17 protein-coding genes are annotated in these 18,224 nt (G+C 67.3%); 8 read left to right on the top strand and 9 right to left on the bottom strand.

The features are described 5' to 3' along the window. Nucleotides 1–4: 4 nt before the first annotated feature. A complete protein-coding gene (gene ndk, locus FZ025_RS18595) occupies nucleotides 5–430 on the bottom strand; it encodes a nucleoside-diphosphate kinase (RefSeq protein WP_046978908.1) in 426 nt (141 codons plus the stop codon). A 222-nt stretch (nucleotides 431–652) separates the two neighbouring features. On the opposite strand from ndk, the gene FZ025_RS18590 reads away from it, so the two are divergent. The 3 genes from FZ025_RS18590 (at nucleotide 653) to FZ025_RS18580 (ending at nucleotide 5,140) form a co-directional block, all read left to right on the top strand. Continuing rightward, nucleotides 653–1,285, top strand: coding sequence for a TetR/AcrR family transcriptional regulator (locus FZ025_RS18590; RefSeq protein WP_046978909.1), 633 nt, complete (start codon nucleotides 653–655; stop codon nucleotides 1,283–1,285). Between the two features lie 74 nt (nucleotides 1,286–1,359). Next, entirely contained in the window at nucleotides 1,360–3,780 is a 2,421-nt protein-coding gene (locus FZ025_RS18585) for a 3-hydroxyacyl-CoA dehydrogenase/enoyl-CoA hydratase family protein (protein ID WP_046978910.1), read from the top strand. Between the two features lie 154 nt (nucleotides 3,781–3,934). Next, complete coding sequence (locus FZ025_RS18580; protein WP_046978911.1) at nucleotides 3,935–5,140, top strand: acetyl-CoA C-acyltransferase; 1,206 nt, start codon at nucleotides 3,935–3,937, stop codon at nucleotides 5,138–5,140. Between the two features lie 125 nt (nucleotides 5,141–5,265). On the opposite strand, the gene galU is transcribed toward FZ025_RS18580, so the two are convergent. From galU to cmk, 8 genes are all read right to left on the bottom strand, one after another. Beyond that, nucleotides 5,266–6,162 (bottom strand): UTP--glucose-1-phosphate uridylyltransferase GalU, encoded by an 897-nt coding sequence (galU, locus tag FZ025_RS18575; RefSeq protein ID WP_046978912.1) that lies wholly within the window; start codon nucleotides 6,160–6,162, stop codon nucleotides 5,266–5,268. Next, on the bottom strand, nucleotides 6,162–8,072 hold the full coding sequence (locus FZ025_RS18570; RefSeq protein ID WP_046978913.1) for a polysaccharide biosynthesis protein: 1,911 nt from the start codon (nucleotides 8,070–8,072) through the stop codon (nucleotides 6,162–6,164). Before FZ025_RS18570 ends, galU begins: the two co-directional genes overlap by 1 nt. A 17-nt stretch (nucleotides 8,073–8,089) precedes the next feature. Then, nucleotides 8,090–9,061, bottom strand: coding sequence for an MraY family glycosyltransferase (locus tag FZ025_RS18565; RefSeq protein ID WP_046978914.1), 972 nt, complete (start codon nucleotides 9,059–9,061; stop codon nucleotides 8,090–8,092). Continuing rightward, nucleotides 9,062–10,243: a lipopolysaccharide assembly protein LapB gene (lapB, locus tag FZ025_RS18560; protein WP_046978915.1), complete on the bottom strand. Its 1,182-nt coding sequence runs from the start codon at nucleotides 10,241–10,243 to the stop codon at nucleotides 9,062–9,064. Between the two features lie 6 nt (nucleotides 10,244–10,249). Further along, the gene (locus tag FZ025_RS18555; protein ID WP_046978916.1) at nucleotides 10,250–10,546 is read right to left on the bottom strand and encodes a LapA family protein; all 297 of its coding nucleotides are present in this window, start codon (nucleotides 10,544–10,546) and stop codon (nucleotides 10,250–10,252) included. 91 nt (nucleotides 10,547–10,637) lie between these two features. Continuing rightward, entirely contained in the window at nucleotides 10,638–10,943 is a 306-nt protein-coding gene (locus FZ025_RS18550) for an integration host factor subunit beta (RefSeq protein WP_003468670.1), read from the bottom strand. 79 nt (nucleotides 10,944–11,022) lie between these two features. Beyond that, complete coding sequence (rpsA, locus tag FZ025_RS18545; RefSeq protein WP_104558693.1) at nucleotides 11,023–12,702, bottom strand: 30S ribosomal protein S1; 1,680 nt, start codon at nucleotides 12,700–12,702, stop codon at nucleotides 11,023–11,025. A gap of 240 nt (nucleotides 12,703–12,942) precedes the next feature. Further along, complete coding sequence (cmk, locus tag FZ025_RS18540) at nucleotides 12,943–13,611, bottom strand: (d)CMP kinase (RefSeq protein WP_046981011.1); 669 nt, start codon at nucleotides 13,609–13,611, stop codon at nucleotides 12,943–12,945. 172 nt (nucleotides 13,612–13,783) lie between these two features. On the opposite strand from cmk, the gene ykgO reads away from it, so the two are divergent. The 5 genes from ykgO to FZ025_RS18515 all read left to right on the top strand — a co-directional run bounded on the left by ykgO (nucleotide 13,784) and on the right by FZ025_RS18515 (nucleotide 18,168). Next, nucleotides 13,784–13,909, top strand: a complete 126-nt coding sequence (ykgO, locus tag FZ025_RS18535) for a type B 50S ribosomal protein L36 (protein ID WP_005913193.1) — start codon at nucleotides 13,784–13,786, stop codon at nucleotides 13,907–13,909. A 128-nt stretch (nucleotides 13,910–14,037) separates the two neighbouring features. Further along, entirely contained in the window at nucleotides 14,038–14,367 is a 330-nt protein-coding gene (locus FZ025_RS18530; RefSeq protein WP_046981012.1) for a hypothetical protein, read from the top strand. A gap of 188 nt (nucleotides 14,368–14,555) precedes the next feature. Next, nucleotides 14,556–15,593, top strand: coding sequence for an agmatine deiminase family protein (locus tag FZ025_RS18525; protein ID WP_046981013.1), 1,038 nt, complete (start codon nucleotides 14,556–14,558; stop codon nucleotides 15,591–15,593). 314 nt (nucleotides 15,594–15,907) lie between these two features. Further along, nucleotides 15,908–16,810, top strand: coding sequence for a carbon-nitrogen hydrolase (locus tag FZ025_RS18520; protein WP_046981018.1), 903 nt, complete (start codon nucleotides 15,908–15,910; stop codon nucleotides 16,808–16,810). 62 nt (nucleotides 16,811–16,872) lie between these two features. Further along, a complete protein-coding gene (locus FZ025_RS18515) occupies nucleotides 16,873–18,168 on the top strand; it encodes a TraB/GumN family protein (protein ID WP_046981014.1) in 1,296 nt (431 codons plus the stop codon). The last annotated feature ends 56 nt before the right edge of the window (nucleotides 18,169–18,224 follow it).

Here is an 18,224-nt window from a genome sequence, read left to right as displayed (position 1 = left end):
CCTCTTAGCGCGAAACCACTTCGGTGGCGGCGAAGAAGTACGCCACTTCGGTGGCGGCGTTCTCCACCGAATCGGAACCGTGCGCGGCGTTGGCGTCGATCGAATCGGCGAAATCGGCACGGATGGTGCCCGGCGCGGCGTCCTTCGGATTGGTGGCGCCGAGCAGGTCGCGGTGCGCGGCCACGGCGTTCTCGCCTTCCAGCGCCTGGATCATCACCGGGCCGGAGATCATGAACTCGACCAGCGCGTTGAAGAACGGGCGCTCGCGGTGCACGGCATAGAAGCCCTCGGCCTCGCGGCGCGACAGCTGCTTGTACTTGGCGGCCACGACCTTCAGGCCGGCCTTCTCGAAACGGGAATAGATCTCGCCGATGACGTTCTTGGCGACGGCATCGGGCTTGATGATGGACAGGGTGCGCTCCAGCGCCATGGGAAGTTCTCCGTTGGGCGGGCCACTAGACTGGATGGCCCGAGGTTAGCATGAAAAAAACCCGCGTCAAAACGCGGGCTTAGCCAGAATTGCGATGGGCAATTCTATCCAATCGCAGCGGGCTTTGCACGGCCGCCGGCTGGATCGTGCTGCGTCGCAACATGACGCGGCCGGCGGCGAGGCCTAGACTCAAACAATCGTTTGATTGATTCTGGCGGCCGCATGGCAAAGCAAGCGCACTTCTCCACCAAGGACCGCATCCTCAGCGCGGCCGAGGAACTGTTCGCCCTGCACGGCTTTTCCGGGACCTCGCTGCGCCAGGTCACCAGCCAGGCCGACGTCAACATCGCCGCGGTCAACTACCACTTCGGCTCCAAGGAGAACCTGGTCAACGAGGTGTTCCGGCGGCGCATGGACGAGATGACCGCGGCGCGCCTGGCGCAGCTGGAAACCGCGCAGCGCATGCATCCGGGCCAGCTCGGGCCGGTGCTGGCCGCATTCGTGGAGCCGGCGCTGGCGATGGCCCAGGACCGCCAGAGCGGCGGCGCCTTCGTGCGCGTGATCGCCCGCGCCTACGCCGAGAAGAACGACAGCCTGCGCCAGTTCCTGTCCGACCACTACGGCCATGTGCTGCGCGAGTTCGGCAAGGCCATCGCCGCCTGCGTGCCCGAGCTGAGCAAGGAAGAACTGTACTGGCGCCTGGACTTCCTGGCCGGCGCCCTGACCTACGCCATGGCCGACTTCGGCCTGATCAAGCGCCCCGCCGGGGTCAGCGAAGGCGCGCATCGCGCCCACGCCGCGCGCGAACTGATCCGTTTCGCCGAAGCCGGCTTCCTGGCCCGCGCCGCGCCCTGATTTCGCAAAAAACGTTCCCGCAAGAACCGTCCCGCCCACATCCCGCAATCGTTGACCCACAAAGGCTGATCGCTATGTCCAACCCCCTGCTAGTCCGCCGTGCCGCCGTCCTGGGCGCGGGCGTGATGGGCGCGCAGATCGCTGCGCACCTGACCAACGCCGGCGTCGACACCATGCTGTTCGATCTTCCGGCCAAGGACGGCCATCCCGACGGCGTGGTGCTCAAGGCCATCGCCAACTTGACCAAGCTCAGCCCGGCGCCGCTGGCCAGCCCGGCGCTGGCCGAGGCGATCACCCCGGCCAACTACGATTCCGGCCTGGAGCAGCTGCGCGGCTGCGACCTGATCATCGAAGCCATCGCCGAGCGCATGGACTGGAAGCAGGACCTGTACAAGAAGATCGCCCCGTTCGTGGCCGATCACGCGGTGCTGGCCTCCAACACCTCCGGCCTGGGCATCAACGCGCTGTCCGACGTGCTGCCCGAGCAGCTGCGCCACCGCTACTGCGGCGTGCACTTCTTCAACCCGCCGCGCTACATGCACCTGGCCGAGCTGATCCCGGCCAAGGGCACCGACGCGGCGGTGCTGGAAGGCCTGGAAGCGTTCCTGGTCACCACCCTGGGCAAGGGCGTGGTCTACGCCAAGGACACCCCGAACTTCATCGGCAACCGCATCGGCGTGTTCTCGATCCTGTCCACCATCCACCACACCGCGCAGTCCGGCCTCGGCTTCGACGAAGTCGACGCGCTGACCGGGCCGCTGCTCGGGCGGCCGAAGTCGGCCACCTACCGCACCTCCGACGTGGTCGGCCTGGACACCATGGCCCACGTCATCAAGACCATGGCCGACACCCTGCCCGACGATCCGTGGCACCCGTATTTCGCCTCGCCGAAGTGGCTGGAGGCGCTGATCGGCAAGGGTGCGCTCGGGCAGAAGGTCGGCGCCGGCATCTTCCGCAAGGTCGGCAAGGACATCGTGGTGCTGGACCTGCAGAAATTAGAAAGTCCGGCCATGGATGGCCGGGCTGTTGCGGAGGGATCCGCAGATCCCTATCGTCCGGCCGACCGCGGCGCGGCGCCGGAAGTGGTCGAGATCCTGAAGATCAAGAACCCGGCGGAGAAGTTCGCCAGGCTGCGCGAGAGCCAGCACCCGCAGGCGCAGTTCCTGTGGGCCACGTTCCGCGACCTGTTCCACTACAGCGCCTACCACCTGGCCGAGATCGCGCAGACCGCGCGCGACGTGGACCTGGCGATCCGCTGGGGCTATGGCTGGTCGCTGGGTCCGTTCGAGACCTGGCAGGCCGCCGGCTGGAAGCAGGTGGCGCAGTGGATCGCCGACGACATCGTCGCCGGCAAGGCCATGTCCAGCGCGCCGCTGCCGGACTGGGTGTTCGACGGCCGCGACGGCGTGCACGCCGCCGAGGGCAGCTACAGCCCGGCGCGCAACGCCAAGCTGCCGCGCTCGGCGCTGCCGGTGTACCAGCGCCAGCGTTTCCCCGACCCCCTGCTGGGCGAGACCTTCGCCCCGGGCGAGACCGTGTTCGAGAACGACGGCCTGCGCCTGTGGCACGACGGCGACGACATCGCCGTGGTCGGCTTCAAGACCAAGATGAACACCGTCTCCGACCAGGTGCTGGACGGCCTGCAGGAAGCGGTCGGCCGCGCCGAGAAGGACTTCAAGGGCCTGGTGCTCTGGCAGCACAAGGAACCCTTCTCCGCCGGCGCCGACCTGGCCGGCGCGCTGGGCCTGCTGCAGGCCGGCAAGGTCGATGCGTTCGAGGCGATGGTCGCCAACTTCCAGGCCACCAGCCAGCGCATCAAATACTCGCTGGTGCCGGTGGTCGCGGCGGTACGCGGCCTGGCCCTGGGCGGCGGCTGCGAATTCCAGATGCACAGCGCCAGGACCGTGGCCGCGCTGGAGAGCTATATCGGCCTGGTCGAGGCCGGCGTCGGCCTGCTGCCGGCCGGCGGCGGCCTGAAGGAGATCGCGGTGCGCGCGGCGCAGGCGGCCGGTCCCGGCGGCGACGTGTTCGCCGAACTGAAGAAGACCTTCGAGACCGTGGCGATGGCCAAGGTCTCCACCTCGGCGGTCAACGCCAAGGAACTGGGCCTGCTGCGCGGCACCGACAAGGTCGTGTTCAACAGCTACGAGGCGCTGTACATCGCCAAGGCCGAAGCGCGCGCGCTGGCCGCGGGCGGCTACCGCCCGCCGCTGCCGGCGCGGCGCATCCAGGTCGCCGGCGACGTCGGCATCGCCACCTTCAAGATGCTGCTGGTCAACATGCTGGAAGGCCGCTTCATCAGCGAGTACGACTACGAGATCGCCACCCGCATCGCCACCGTGCTGTGCGGCGGCGAAGTCGATCGCGGCGCGCTGGTGGACGAGGAATGGCTGCTCAAGCTCGAGCGCAAGCACTTCGTCGAACTGGCCCAGCAGGAAAAGACCCAGGCGCGGATTGGGCACATGCTCAAGACGGGCAAGCCGCTTAGGAACTGAGAATCGGGAATGGGGAATCGGGAATGGAAAGGCATTCCCGGCTCCTCCTTCTCCCCCTAATTTTCCGCCGGAAATAGGAATGCCGCAGATCGCGCGAATCCGCTCTTACGATTCCCGACTCCCCATTCCCCATTCCCGGCTTTCGGAGAAAGCCATGAGCAAACAGATCCAGGAAGCCTACATCGTCGCCGCCACCCGCACCCCGGTCGGCAAGGCGCCCAAGGGCATGTTCCGCACTACCCGTCCGGACGACATGCTGGCGCACGTGCTGCGCGCGGTGGTCGCGCAGGCGCCGGGCATCGACACCTCGCGCATCGACGATGCGATCATCGGCTGCGCGATGCCCGAGGGCGAGCAAGGCATGAACGTGGCGCGCATCGGCGTGCTGCTGGCCGGCCTGCCGAATTCGGTGGCCGGGCAGACCATCAACCGCTTCTGCTCCTCCGGCATCCAGGCCGTGGCGCTGGCCGCGGACCAGATCCGCCTTGGCAACGCCGACCTGATGCTGGCCGGCGGCACCGAGTCGATGTCGATGGTGCCGATGATGGGCAACAAGGTCGCGCTGTCGCCGAGCGTGTTCGCCGACGACCACGTCGCCATCGCCTACGGCATGGGCATCACCGCCGAGAAGGTGGCCGAGGAATGGAAGGTGTCGCGCGAGGACCAGGACGCGTTCGCGCTCGCCTCGCACCAGAAGGCCATCGCCGCGATCGCCGCCGGCGAGTTCCGCGACGAGATCACCCCGTACGAGATCCTGTCGCACCAGCCCGACCTGGCCGGCAACGTCATCGCGCTGCGCAAGCGCCTGGTCGATACCGACGAAGGCCCGCGCCCGGACAGCTCGATCGCAGGCCTGGCCAAGCTGCGCCCGGTGTTCCGCAACGGTCAGTTCGGCGGCAGCGTCACCGCCGGCAACGCCTCGCAGATGAGCGACGGCGCCGGCGCGGTGCTGCTGGCCTCCGAGCAGGCGATCAAGGACTACGGGTTGACGCCGCTGGCCCGCTTCGTCAGCTTCTCGGTCGCCGGCGTGCGCCCGGAAGTGATGGGCATCGGCCCGATCGCGGCGATCCCGAAGGCGCTCAAGCAGGCAGGGCTGAGCAAGGACCAACTCGACTGGATCGAACTCAACGAAGCCTTCGCCGCGCAGTCGCTGGCGGTGATCCGCGACAGCGGCCTGGATCCGTCCAAGGTCAATCCGCTGGGCGGTGCGATCGCGCTCGGCCATCCGCTCGGCGCCACCGGCGCGATCCGCACCGCCACGCTGGTACACGGCCTGCGCCGCCGCCAGCAGAAGTACGGCATGGTCACCATGTGCATCGGCACCGGCATGGGCGCAGCCGGGATCATCGAAGCGCTCTGAACGGCGCGTTTGGGCAACGAAAAAGGGCAGCCCAGGCTGCCCTTTTTCTTGCACGGCTTTCCTGCTGCCGAACCCCGTACGCAACGCGGCGGACCGCGCGCTCCGGCAGCGTCTGTGCCGCGCGTTTACTTGCCGCCAGCGTCCACGTCGGCCAAGGCACGACGCATCATGTCCTGCGCCGGCTTGCTCAGCTTCTCATGGTCCAGCGCATAGCGGATGGTCGCCTCGATCAGGCCGATGTGGGTGCCGCAGTCGAAGCGGGTGCCCTCGAAACGGTATGCATGCACCGGATCGCTCTGGATCAGCGCGGCGATCGCGTCGGTCAGCTGGATCTCGCCGCCGGCGCCCGGCACGGTCTTTTCCAGCAGATCGAAGATCTTGGAACTGAGCACGTAGCGGCCGACCACCGCCAGGTCGCTCGGCGCATCGGCCGGCTTGGGCTTCTCGACGATCGCGGTGATCGTGCCTTCGCTGCCGTCGAACGCCTCGGTGGCGACGATGCCGTAGCTGCCGGTGCTCTCGTGCGGCACGTCCTGCACCGCGATCACGCTGGCGCCGGAGCGCTCGGCCACGTCGGCCATCTGTGCCAACGCACCCGGGCCGCGGTTCCAGATCAGGTCGTCGGGCAGCAGCACCGCGAACGGCTCGTCGCCGATGATCGGCTTGGCGCACAGCACCGCATGGCCGAGTCCGAGCGCTTCGGCCTGGGTCACGAAGATCGCACGCACCCCGTTGGGCAGCACGTGGCGCACCAGTTCCAGCTGCTCGAGCTTGCCGGCGCGTTCGAGCTTCTGTTCCAGCTCGTAGGCCTTGTCGAAATAGTCCGCAACCGCATGCTTGTAGCGGTTGGTGACGAAAATGAGGGTGTCGCAACCGGCTTCGATCGCCTCGTCCACGGCGTACTGGATCAACGGCCGATCGATGATCGGCAGCATTTCCTTGGGGACCGTCTTGGTGGCGGGAAGGAAGCGGGTACCCAGACCTGCAACCGGGAAAACTGCCTTGCGGATTCTCTTGCTCATCAGAGCCTTCTGGCCTCGCGTGCGGGGAATGGAACGATTCTAGCCGAGCTATCCTGACTGCCCTGCTGTCGCAGCGGCGCGAACTCGGGCATGGTCGTACGCAGCACTTTCTCGATGCCGTCGCTGTCGTACTCGGCCACTGCGGCGCGCAGCTGCTGCAGGCCCTGCAGCACGTTCTCGCGCGAGAAGCTGCGCGCGCCGGCCTCCAGGATCTTCGGATGCGAGGTGGGGCGATAGTTCTCGTCGGAATAGAACAAGGTCTCGTGCAGCTTCTCGCCCGGGCGCAGCCCGGTGTAGACGATGGCAATGTCGCGACCGGGCTGCTTGCCGGCCAGGCGGATCATCTGCTCGGCGAGCAGGCGGATCGGCACCGGCTCGCCCATGTCCAGCGTGTAGATGGCGCCGTGCGATGCCGAGGCGGCGGCCTGCACGATCAGCTGGCAGGCCTCGGGAATGGTCATGAAATAGCGGGTCACCTGCGGATCGGTCACGGTGACCGGGCCGCCCTGGCGGATCTGCTCGCGGAACAGCGGCACCACGCTGCCGGCCGAATCCAGCACATTGCCGAAACGCACGGTGACGAAGCGCGTGCCCACGGTCTGATCGTCCAGCGACTGGCACACCATCTCCGCGTAGCGCTTGGAGGCGCCGAGCACGTTGACCGGATTCACCGCCTTGTCGGTGGAGATGAACACGAAGGTCGACACCTTGGCGGCGACGCAGGCGCGGGCCACGTTCTCGGTGGCCAGCACGTTGTTGCGGACCGCCTCGCGGAACTGCCGCTCCAGCAGCGGCACCTGCTTGTAGGCGGCGGCATGGAACACCGCATCCGGCTCGGCGATGCGCATCGCATGGCGGGTCACCGCTGGATCGCCGCAGTCGCCCAGCACGCACTCGATCTCCAGATCCGGGAAGGTGCGGTGCAGATCGGCGTGGATGGTGATCAGCGCCAGTTCGTCGATCTCCAGCAGCACCACCTTGCGCGCGCCATGGCGCGCGCACTGCCGGCACAGCTCCGAACCGATCGAGCCGCCGGCGCCGGTCACCATCACCGTGCGCCCGGACAACCAGCCCTTGATCAGCTTCCAGTCCGGAGTCACCGGCTTGCGCCCGAGCAGGTCCTCGATCGCGACCTCCTTCAGTTCGCCCGGCAGATAGTGGCCTTCGAGCACGTCGAGCAGGCGCGGCACGGTGCGGAACGGCAGCCCGGTGCTTTCACAGATCGCCACCACCCGCTGCATGCCGGCCGCATCCAGCGACGGGATCGCGATGACCAGCAGCTTGGCCGCGGTTTCCTTGGCGATCGCGCCGGCTTCATCGATCCGGCCCAGGATCGGCAGGCCCTGCAGCTTGGCGCCATGCAGATGGCCGGCATCGTCGACGAAGCCGACCGGATGATAGGCGCCGGAACGGCGCAGGTCGCGCACCAGCGCCTCGGCCGCACGGCCGGCGCCGACGATCAGCACGCGCCGCGCAGTCTCGTCCGAATGCGCGATCTGGTAGTCCTTCCATGCGCGGTACAGCAGCCGCGGCGCGCCGAGCAGCGCCGACAGCGCGAACGGATACACCATCAGCACCGACAGCGGAATGGAATCGAAGCGGCTGTACGCCAGCCCCAGCACGATCGCGACCAGCCCGTAGAAACTGGCCTTGAAGATGTTCAGCAGATCCGGAACGCTGGCGAAGCGCCACAGCCCGCGGTACAGGCCGACCTTCCAGAACACCAGGCCCTGCGCCGCCAGCACGATGGCGGTGTTGAGATTCCACAATGGCAAGGGATGCTCGCCGGGCAGCATCGTATAGCGCGCCGCATGCAGCAGCTGCCAGCAGATCCAGACGATCGCCAGATCGTGGACGACCACGGAGGTCTTGGGGAACAACTCGGTAAAACGGTCGCGGATCGAAAGCATCAGTTATCCATGAGAGTTCAGCGCAATCCCTTGCGCAAAGTCAGCCAAAGCGCACTCGCCGATGCATACCAGGCAAGCGCCAACCCAGCCTGCCCCGCGGTTTGCAGCGTTTCACCGAACCAGGCAATTGTAATGGCGACAATGCTGAACAGGGCATAGGCGAAGGTCACAAGCGTGTGGCTCCTGCCCGTATGTGCCCAACGCTGGTAGAAATGTTGCGCATGCGGTTGCCACCAACGTTCGCCGGCGAGCATGCGCGACAGCAACGTGAAGCCTGCGTCGATGGCGAATGCGGAGATTGGTATCAACAGCAACCATGGCGTGCGCTCGGTCACGACATTGCACAGCGCGAACAACGCGGCGACCAGATACCCCAGCGCCCCGCTGCCGACGTCACCGAGGAAGATACGGGCACGCGGATAGTTGAACGGCAGGAAGCCGGCGCAGGCCACGATCAGCACCCAGCAAGGCCAGCGCAACGGCGCAGGCAGCAAGCAGGCGAACCCCAGCGCCACCAGCATCGCCTGGCTGGTCGCCAGGCCGTTGATGCCGTCCATGAAGTTCCAGATGTTGATCAGCGAGATCGTCGCCAGCCAGGTCAGCGCGGTCAGCCAGGGATCCTGGTACAGCCGGTAGACAAGCCCGGCCAGCAAGGCGGCCGCCAGCGCGTGCACCAGCAGCCGCAGCGCGGCCGACAGCGGGCGGTGGTCGTCCCACCAGCCGATGCCGGCGACCAGCACCAGCCCGGCAGCGAATGCCACGATGGCCATACCCTGCTGCGGCCAGCGTACCGCCGCATACGCACAGGCGGCCAACACCGCGGCCACGATCGCCACGCCGCCGCCGCGCGGCGTCGCCACCGTATGGCTGCGGCGCTCACCAGGCGCGTCCATCAACTTGCGCTTGAGGGCATAGCGGCGCGACAGCCAGGTCCCGGCCGCAGTGAACGCCGCCAGCGCCGCGAGCAGCGCCCAACCTGCCACCGCCACCTACACCACCGCGTAGTTGAGCAACGGCTTGACCGTGCCCCACTCCTTGCAGCTCGGACATTGCCAGTGGTGGGTGCGGGCGCCGAAACCGCAGCGCGTGCAACGGTAGCTGGGATTGCGCACCAGCAACTGGTCGGTGATGTGCTTCAGATCCTGCAGGGTGGCGGTCGAATCCGCGCCCTCGGCCAGGGTCAGGTCGATCAACGCCGATTCGCCGCGGACCGAGGGCCGGTCCTTGAGCTGCCGCCCAAGGTAGGCGCGCGCCGCGGACACGCCTTCCTGCGACTCCATCAGCCGGGTCAGCGCCAGCACCGGGGCGATGCCGCGGTAGTGCTCGGTCATTTCCGACAGGAAGGCGCGCGCGCCGCTGAGATCGTTGCCGCGGCGGCGATAGCAATCCATCAGCGCCGGCATGATCTCCGGCAGGTAGTCCGGATCGTGCCGCGCGGCGCGTTCGAAGGCGCGGATCGCGGCCTCGTCGTTGCCGTCGTCCACGTCGATGCGCCCCTCCAGGATGCCGGCGCGCACCGAGGTGGCGTCGGCCTGGTAGGCGCGCGCGATCGCCGCCCGCGCCAGCTCGGACTTACCAGAGGCGCGGTAGCGGTCGGCCAGTTCGCATTCGAACTGCGCGATCAGCTTGCCCATCGGCTCGCCGGTCACGTCTTCGTAGCGGGTGGCGTTGTCGATCGCCTTTTCCCATTCGCGCTCGGCCTGATAGATGCCGATCAAGTGCTTGAGCGCCTGCGGCGCGCGCTGGTCGATCTGCGCCAGCTCGGTGAACACGGTCTCGGCCCGATCCAGCAGGCCGGACTTCATATAGTCCTCGCCCAGCGCCAGCAAGGCCTGCACGCGCTGCGGATCGCTGAGGTCGGCGCGCTGCACCAGGCCCTGGTGCAGGCGGATCGCCCGATCCACTTCACCGCGGCGGCGGAACAGGTGACCGAGCGCGACCTGGGTCTCGAAGGTTTCCTTGTCCAGCTCGGCGATGTGCAGGAACAGCTCGATCGCCTTGTCCGGCTCTTCGTTGAGCAGGTAGTTCAGGCCGCGGAAATAGGTGCTGGACAGCCGGCTGACCTGCGTGTCGCCATGGCGCTGGCCGCCGCGGCGGCCGATCACCCATCCGCTCAGCGCCGCCAATGGCAGGAACAGGAAGAACCAGAACCACTCGGTCAGGAAGTCCATCGAAGATCAGCGTCCGTCCACAGGCGGGGTATAGGTCGGGACCGGCGCGACGGCCGGTGCGGCAGCGGCCGCGGCCTTGTTGGCGCGGCGCAGCTTGGCGTACAGCGGGATCACCAGCGTGGCCAGCACCAGCGCCGCACCGATCGCCACGCCGGCCAACAGCGAGACGATGATGGCGATGCCGGAGGTGGTGTCGATGCCGGTGAAACCGAAATTGATGACGATCTGCTGCGAATTCAGCGATCCGATGACCAGACCAGCCAACAGGAACACCAGCAATATCAGCAGACGGGCAATTTTCATGAAGCTCTCCAGCGTCGGGAGGCGCTAGATTAGCCGAACCGGCGTGGATTCCGGAAAAGTCCGGGACGCGGCGGCGCAGGCTCTGGGCGTATCAGGGCGTGTCGGACTCGACCGGAACGACGCCGCTGACGCGTTCGCGCAATTCCTTGCCTGGCTTGAAATGCGGCACATGCTTGCCGGGAAGCGCAACGGACTCGCCGGTCTTGGGATTGCGTCCCAGCCGCGGCGGCCGGTAGTGCAGGGAAAAACTGCCGAAACCGCGGATCTCGATGCGGTCGCCGCCGGACAGCGCGCCGCCCATCATCTCCAACAGCGATTTCACCGCCAGATCGACGTCGTCCGCCTTCAGATGCGCCTGCTTGCGCGCCAGGATTTCGATCAATTCGGACTTGGTCATTACGGATTCGTGCAATGGGGGTACTACCCGACACGGCCCGGATCAACCGGGCCGTGCCAGAAACGCCGCGCGTGGCGGATTACTCGGACTTGTTGCCGTTCAACTGCGCACGCAGCAGCGCGCCCAGCTGGGTGGTGCCGCCCGACGCGGACTGGTATTCCTCCAGCACTTCGCGCATTTCGGCATCGTCCTTGGCCTTGATCGACAGCTGCAGGGTGCGGCCCTTGCGGTCCATGCCCACGAACTTGGCTTCGATCTTGTCGCCGACCTTCAGGTGCTGGGTCGCATCGTCGACGCGCTCGTTGGCGATGTCGCGCGCGGCGACGTAGCCCTCGATGCCGTCGGCCAGGTCGATGGTGGCGCCCTTGGCGTCCACTTCACGGACCACGCCCTCGACCTTCGAACCCTTCGGGTTGGCCGCCATGTACTGGCCGAACGGATCCTGCTCCAGCTGCTTGACGCCCAGGCTGATGCGCTCGCGCTCCGGATCCACCGCCAGCACCACCGCCTCCAGCGTGTCGCCCTTCTTGAAGTTGCGCACGATGTCTTCGCCGGTGGTGTTCCAGCTGATGTCCGACAGGTGCACCAGGCCGTCGATGCCGCCGTCCAGGCCGATGAAGATGCCGAAGTCGGTGATCGACTTGATCTGGCCGGACACCTTGTCGTTCTTCTTGTGGGTGGCGGCGAAGGTCTCCCACGGATTGGCGGCGACCTGCTTCATGCCCAGCGAGATGCGGCGACGCTCCTCGTCCACGTCCAGGACCATGACCTCGACCTCGTCGCCGACCTGCACGACCTTGGACGGGTTGACGTTCTTGTTGGTCCAATCCATTTCCGACACGTGCACCAGGCCTTCCACGCCCGGCTCGATCTCGACGAACGCGCCGTAATCGGTGACGTTGGAGACCTTGCCGTACACGCGGCTGTTGGCCGGGTAGCGGCGCGCGATGTTGTCCCACGGATCCTCGCCCAGCTGCTTCAGACCCAGCGAAACGCGGTTGCGCTCGCGGTCGAACTTCAGCACGCGCACGTCCAGCTCGTCGCCGACGTTGACGACTTCGGACGGATGGCGCACGCGCTTCCAGGCCATGTCGGTGATGTGCAGCAGGCCGTCGATGCCGCCCAGGTCCACGAACGCGCCGTAATCGGTCAGGTTCTTGACCACGCCCTTCAGGATCGCGCCTTCCTGCAGCTTGTCCATCAGCTGCTCGCGCTCTTCCGAGTGCTCGCTCTCGACCACCGCACGACGCGAGACCACCACGTTGTTGCGCTTGCGGTCCAGCTTGATGAGCTTGAACTCCAGCTCCTTGCCTTCCAGGTAGGCCGGGTCGCGCACGGGGCGCACATCGACCAGCGAACCCGGCAGGAACGCGCGGACATCCTTGATGTCCACGGTGAAACCACCCTTGACCTTGCCGCTGATGCGGCCGGTGATGGTCTCGTTCTTTTCCAACGCTTCTTCCAGCTCGTCCCACACCATCGCGCGCTTGGCCTTCTCGCGCGACAACACGGTTTCGCCGAAGCCGTTCTCGAGCGAGTCGAGGGCGACCTTGACCAGGTCGCCTTCGGCGACGTCGATCTCGCCAGCGTCGTTACGGAACTGTTCGATCGGCACGATGCCTTCGGACTTCAGGCCGGCGTTGATCACCACCACGTCGCCGCGGACTTCCACGACGACACCGGTGACGATGGAGCCCGGCTTCAGCTTGGCCAGATTGGCTTGGCTGGCTTCGAACAGTTCGGCAAAAGATTCGGTCATTTTGAAATTACTCTAGTGGACACACGGACAGGGCGTTTCTTCTGGAAACGGCGAACTGCCCACCTGGTTAGTCGGCCCAAACCGCGGCCGGGTGTGAAATGGGAAAACCGCAGCGCGACATTGCGCGGCGGAACCTGGGAACGACGGTCTTGCGGCATTGCTGGTGAAGCGCACTGCGGTGCAACTCGGCTGCATCGCGCCGGAGCGGCGCCATGCTGCTGCCCTGCCCCGGCGCGACCCTCAGGCGGGCAGCAATTCCAGGACGCGGCCGACCACTTGCTCGATGTCCATGCCGGTGGTGTCGAGGAGGACGGCATCGTCTGCCGGCCTCAGCGGCGCCACCGAACGTTGGGCATCGCGTGCGTCGCGGGCCATGATCTCGCGCAGCAGGTCGTCGAATATAACGGAAACTCCTTTTCCCTTCAACTGGTTATGCCGGCGCATGGCGCGCTCCTCGGCACTGGCGGTCAGGAACACCTTGTACGCGGCGTCCGGGAAAATCACCGTGCCCATGTCGCGGCCGTCGGCGACCAGCCCCGGCGGGCGCCGGAACGCGCGCTGGCGCTGCTTCAAGGCCGAGCGCACCTCGGGGATCGCGGCGATCGCCGAGGCCACCGCGCCGGTGGTTTCCAGGCGCAGCTCGTCGGTGGCGTCGACCTGGTTGATCCTGACCCGCAGGCTGCCGGCCACGTCCTCGAAGGTCACATGGGTATCGAAGGTGCAGCGCACCAGCGCCGCGGCGTCGGAGATGTCCAGGTTGGCCCAGCTGGCGGCCACCCCGACCGCCCGGTACAAAGCCCCCGAATCCAGGTAATGCCAGCCCAGCTTGCCGGCGACGATGCGGCTGACGGTGCCTTTGCCGGCCCCCGAAGGGCCATCGATGGTCAGGACGGGAGCGGGGTCGTTCATGCGGTTGCTCGGACGGGGGGCGGCGCATTGTAGCCCCGGCATCGGCCGTGCTGGCGCAAGCACTTGAAACCATGAAGAAAACCAGGCTACAATCGCCGGCTTACTGATCCAGCGACGTGGTTTCGCCACGCCGCATCCTTTTCTAATCCACAAGTTTACGCCGAGGTGTGCCATGAAAGTCCTGTCCTCCCTGAAGTCGGCGAAGACCCGTCACCGCGACTGCAAGGTGGTCCGCCGCCGCGGCAAGGTCTTCGTGATCTGCAAGTCGAACCCGCGTTTCAAGGCTCGCCAACGCTGATCCGACGGCGACCCGCCCTGCGGCACCGCGCGCACGGTTGCGGGTCATCGACGAAAGCCGCCTTCGGGCGGTTTTTTGTTGCCGAAATTTGCTGTAATCGCCGTTCGTCCTCTGGGGAGCACACCGTGATGAAGCACCGTCTGTCCGTACTTCCGCTGCTGCTCGTCCTGGGCCTGGCCGGCGCGGCCCACGCCGAGACCCTGCTGGTCGAGCGGGTCAAGCAGGAACCCGTCGCGGCGCTGCCGGCGCGCGGGCTGAGCATGGGCGAGGTCGAGGCGCGCTACGGCGCCCCGCAGCAGAAGCTGGAACCGCGCGGCGGGCAGAAGCGGCAGTGGCCGACGATCAACCGCTGGGTGTATCCAGCCTTCACCGTGTACTTCGAGAAGCACAAGGTGGTCGACGTGGTCGCCAACAAGGCCGATGCCAACGAGGTCGGGCCCAAGCCTGCGATTCGCTAGTGCGAGTCCCTCGCAAGAGCCCGCACATCCATGTGCGGGGATTCAAATATGCGAGTCCCTCACAAGAGCCTGCACATCCATGTGCAGGGATTCAAATATGCGAGTCCCTCACAAGAGCCTGCACATCCATGTGCAGGGACTTAAATAACAGCCTGGCTTCGGCGGGCAGCACGTGAGTAGTGGTTGCAATGACTGATCGCCTTCGCCTTCCCGCGGAATGGGAGCCCCAGTCCGCCATCCTGATCGCCTGGCCGCACGCCGGTACCGACTGGGCCGAGCGCCTGGCCGAGGTCGAGGAGACCTATATCGTGCTGGTCGCGGCGATCGTGCGCTACCAGCGCGTGCTGATCTGCGTCGCCGATGCCGACCTGCAGATCTACGCCGAGGCGCGGCTGCGTTCGGCGCGGGTGGACATGCAGCGCGTGCAGTTCGTCGAGGCCGACTACGACGACACCTGGCTGCGCGATTCCGGCCCGATCACCCTGGCCCGGGCTGGCGGCGGTTTCCAGTTGCTGGACTTCCGCTTCACCGGCTGGGGCGGCAAGTTCCAGGCCAGCCGCGACGACCAATTGGTGAGTGCGCTGGCGGCGCAGCAGCTGTTTGCAGAGAGCGATGTGCGCAGCATCGATTTCGCGCTGGAAGGCGGCGCGATCGACAGCGACGGCGCCGGCACCCTGCTGACCACCTGGCAATGCCTGCACGAACGCCATCCGCAGCGCTCGCGCGAATCGCTGAGCCATGACCTGGCCGACTGGCTGGCGCAACAGCGCGTGCTGTGGCTGGATCACGGCTACCTGGAAGGCGACGACACCGACGCGCACATCGACACCCTCGCCCGCTTCGCCGGCGAGGACGCGATCATCTACCAGGCCTGCGACGACGCCGGCGATTCGCACTACGCCGAACTGCAGGCGATGGGCGCCGAACTGGCCGCGTTGCGCACCGCCGACGGCCGCCCGTACCGGCTGTTCCCGCTGCCGTGGGCGCAGCCGGTGATCGACCACGGGCGGCGCCTGGCCGCGTCCTACGCCAACTTCCTGATCGTCAACGGCGCGGTGCTGATGCCGGCCTATGGCGATGCGGCCGATGCGCAGGCGCAGGCGGTGATGGCGCAGGCGTTCCCGCGGCATGAGATCGTGCCGATCCCGTGCCGCGCGCTGATCTGGCAGAACGGCAGCCTGCACTGCATCACCATGCAGTTGCCCGAGGGCGTGCTGGCGGCCTGAGCCGCGCGTGCCGGGTAAACGGCAAGCAGGAGCGACTGCTGCGGCATCGCCGGGTCGCACCAGCCGCGCAGGAACTGCTACGCGCGCTGCCGCGGGACGTCGGTTCCGAGGCAGCGCTGGCGACAGAAGGCCATGATTCCACTCCTCATGCAGAACCCGGATAACGAACCGGATCCGGCGCGCACGGCGCTTTCGTGTTCCGCTCCGTCCCACTCGAACGCGGCCGCACGGCGCAACGCGGCATTCATCTGCCGGGAACCTGCCGCGGCGCCATCCGCGCTACCATGCGCGCTTTCGTCGACCATCCTTCCGCAATGAGCCGAAACACTCTTTCCGTCGCGCTGATCCAGGAGCGCAACCATGGCGATGCCGCGGCGAATCTGGCGGTCATCGAATCGCGCGTGGCCGAGGCCGCGGCGCAGGGCGCGCAGCTGGTGCTGCTGCAGGAACTGCACAACGGCGCCTATTTCTGCCAGCACGAGTCGGTGGACGAATTCGACCTGGCCGAGCCGATTCCCGGCCCCAGCACCGAGCGCCTGGGCGCGCTGGCCAAGCGCCATGGCGTGGTCCTGGTCGGCTCGCTGTTCGAGCGCCGCGCCGCCGGCCTGTACCACAACACCGCGGTGGTGTTCGAGAAGGACGGCAGCCTGCTCGGCAAGTACCGCAAGATGCATATCCCGGACGATCCGGGCTTCTACGAGAAATTCTATTTCACCCCGGGCGACCTCGGCTTCACCCCGATCCAGACCTCGGTCGGGCGCCTGGGCGTGCTGGTGTGCTGGGACCAGTGGTATCCGGAAGCGGCGCGGCTGATGGCGCTGGCCGGCGCCGAACTGCTGCTGTATCCGACCGCGATCGGCTGGGATCCCAGCGACGCGCAGGCCGAGCAGGAGCGCCAGCGCGACGCCTGGATCCTCAGCCATCGCGGCCATGCCGTCGCCAACGGCGTGCCGGTGCTCAGCTGCAACCGGGTCGGCCACGAGCCCTCGCCGCTGGCCGCCGATCATGTGACCGGCGCGGCCGGCATCCAGTTCTGGGGCAACAGCCATGTGCTCGGCCCGCAGGGCGAGTTCATCGCCGAGGCCGGCGCCGAACCGACCGTGCTGGTCTGCGACGTGGACCTGCAGCGCAGCGAGCAGGTGCGGCGGATCTGGCCGTTCCTGCGCGACCGCCGCATCGACGCCTATGGCGATCTGCTGAAGCGCTATATCGACTGACGCGCTGCACAGGCGGCAAATGCAATGCCTGCTGCACCCCGGCGCCGACGAGGCGCCCTCCGATGAGTGATGGAATGAACGAACTTTCCCAGGCCGGCGACGACGCGTTGTTCGACGGCCAGCCGTACCGCATCGTCGAGCGCGATGGCGTGCGCTACACCCTGCTCGGCACCGCGCATGTCTCGCTGACCAGCGTCGCCGCGGTGGAACGGGCAATCGACAGCGGCCGCTTCGATGCGGTCGCGGTGGAGCTGGACCCGCAACGGCTGCAGGCGCTGACCGATCCGGACGCGCTGACCAAGCTCGACCTGGTGCAGGTGATCCGCAAGGGCCGCGTGGCGCTGTTCGCGGCCAACCTGGCGCTGGCCGCCTACCAGCGGCGCCTGGCCGAGCAGTTGGGCATCGAACCCGGCGCCGAGCTCAAGCGCGCGGTGCTGCTGGCGCGCGAACGGCAGCTGCCGGTGTACCTGATCGACCGCGAGGTCGGGCTGACCTTCAAGCGCGCGTCCGGCCGGCTCGGTTTCTTCGGCAAGCTCAAGCTCGGCAGCAGCCTGCTCGGCGGCCTGTTCGCCTCCGACGAGGTCGGCGAGGCGGAGATCGAGAAGCTCAAGCAGGGCGACATGCTCGAGGCCAGCTTCGGCGACTTCGCCAGCGAGAACCCGGCGCTGTACGACACCATCATCGCCGAGCGCGACCGCTACATGGCCACGCGCCTGCGCGAGGAACGCGCGCAGCGCAGCGCGCCCAGCCAGACCCCGATCGCCGCCCCGGACTACCTCGACGCCGCGCGCGCCGACGGCATCCGCGAGGTGCTGGCGGTGGTCGGCGCCGGCCATCTGGCCGGCCTGGCCAGGCACCTGCAGGACGACCAGGACGATCCGGCGGCATTGCGCAAGGCGCTGGAAGACGTGCCGACCAAGAAAAAGGTGCCGTGGATCACCCTGACCCTGACCGCGCTGGTGCTGGGCGGCGTGGCCTGGGGCTACTGGCGCGGCGGCTTCGCGCTGGGCACCGACCTGCTGCTGCAGTGGGTGCTGTTCACCGGCGGCCTGGCCGGGCTGGGCTGCCTGCTGGCCGGCGGCCATCCGCTGAGCATCATCGCCGGCGCCATCGCCGCGCCGCTGAAGCCGTTCCGCCCCGGCGTGCCCGCCGGTGCGTTCAGCGCGCTGGTCGAGGTGCACATGCGCAAGCCGGCGTACGGCGATTTCCTGGCGCTGCGCGACGACGCGCAGAACCTGCGCGGCTGGTACCGCAACCGCGTCTCGCGGGTGGTGCTGACCTTCCTGCTGACCAACCTTGGCAGCATGCTCGGGGTGTGGCTGGCGGGATTCCGCATCTTCGGCAAGCTGGCCGGTTGAGCGAGGCCTTGCGCCCCGCCCGATCGCACGGCTAGCCAGTGTGGGAGGGGCTTCAG

It is taken from the genome of Xanthomonas hyacinthi, assembly GCF_009769165.1.
Lineage (GTDB): Bacteria > Pseudomonadota > Gammaproteobacteria > Xanthomonadales > Xanthomonadaceae > Xanthomonas_A > Xanthomonas_A hyacinthi.
This window is presented reverse-complemented; position numbering and strand designations above follow the sequence as displayed.

Excerpts from the sequence above, each read along its gene's own strand:
- ndk (WP_046978908.1), bottom strand. The coding sequence starts at position 430 with ATGGCGCTGGAGCGCACCCTGTCCATCATCAAGCCCGATGCCGTCGCC.
- FZ025_RS18590 (WP_046978909.1), top strand. The coding sequence starts at position 653 with ATGGCAAAGCAAGCGCACTTCTCCACCAAGGACCGCATCCTCAGCGCG.
- FZ025_RS18585 (WP_046978910.1), top strand. The coding sequence starts at position 1,360 with ATGTCCAACCCCCTGCTAGTCCGCCGTGCCGCCGTCCTGGGCGCGGGC.
- FZ025_RS18580 (WP_046978911.1), top strand. The coding sequence starts at position 3,935 with ATGAGCAAACAGATCCAGGAAGCCTACATCGTCGCCGCCACCCGCACC.
- galU (WP_046978912.1), bottom strand. The coding sequence starts at position 6,162 with ATGAGCAAGAGAATCCGCAAGGCAGTTTTCCCGGTTGCAGGTCTGGGT.
- FZ025_RS18570 (WP_046978913.1), bottom strand. The coding sequence starts at position 8,072 with ATGCTTTCGATCCGCGACCGTTTTACCGAGTTGTTCCCCAAGACCTCC.
- lapB (WP_046978915.1), bottom strand. The coding sequence starts at position 10,243 with ATGGACTTCCTGACCGAGTGGTTCTGGTTCTTCCTGTTCCTGCCATTG.
- FZ025_RS18555 (WP_046978916.1), bottom strand. The coding sequence starts at position 10,546 with ATGAAAATTGCCCGTCTGCTGATATTGCTGGTGTTCCTGTTGGCTGGT.
- FZ025_RS18550 (WP_003468670.1), bottom strand. The coding sequence starts at position 10,943 with ATGACCAAGTCCGAATTGATCGAAATCCTGGCGCGCAAGCAGGCGCAT.
- rpsA (WP_104558693.1), bottom strand. The coding sequence starts at position 12,702 with ATGACCGAATCTTTTGCCGAACTGTTCGAAGCCAGCCAAGCCAATCTG.
- cmk (WP_046981011.1), bottom strand. The coding sequence starts at position 13,611 with ATGAACGACCCCGCTCCCGTCCTGACCATCGATGGCCCTTCGGGGGCC.
- ykgO (WP_005913193.1), top strand. The coding sequence starts at position 13,784 with ATGAAAGTCCTGTCCTCCCTGAAGTCGGCGAAGACCCGTCACCGCGAC.
- FZ025_RS18530 (WP_046981012.1), top strand. The coding sequence starts at position 14,038 with ATGAAGCACCGTCTGTCCGTACTTCCGCTGCTGCTCGTCCTGGGCCTG.
- FZ025_RS18525 (WP_046981013.1), top strand. The coding sequence starts at position 14,556 with ATGACTGATCGCCTTCGCCTTCCCGCGGAATGGGAGCCCCAGTCCGCC.
- FZ025_RS18520 (WP_046981018.1), top strand. The coding sequence starts at position 15,908 with ATGAGCCGAAACACTCTTTCCGTCGCGCTGATCCAGGAGCGCAACCAT.
- FZ025_RS18515 (WP_046981014.1), top strand. The coding sequence starts at position 16,873 with ATGAGTGATGGAATGAACGAACTTTCCCAGGCCGGCGACGACGCGTTG.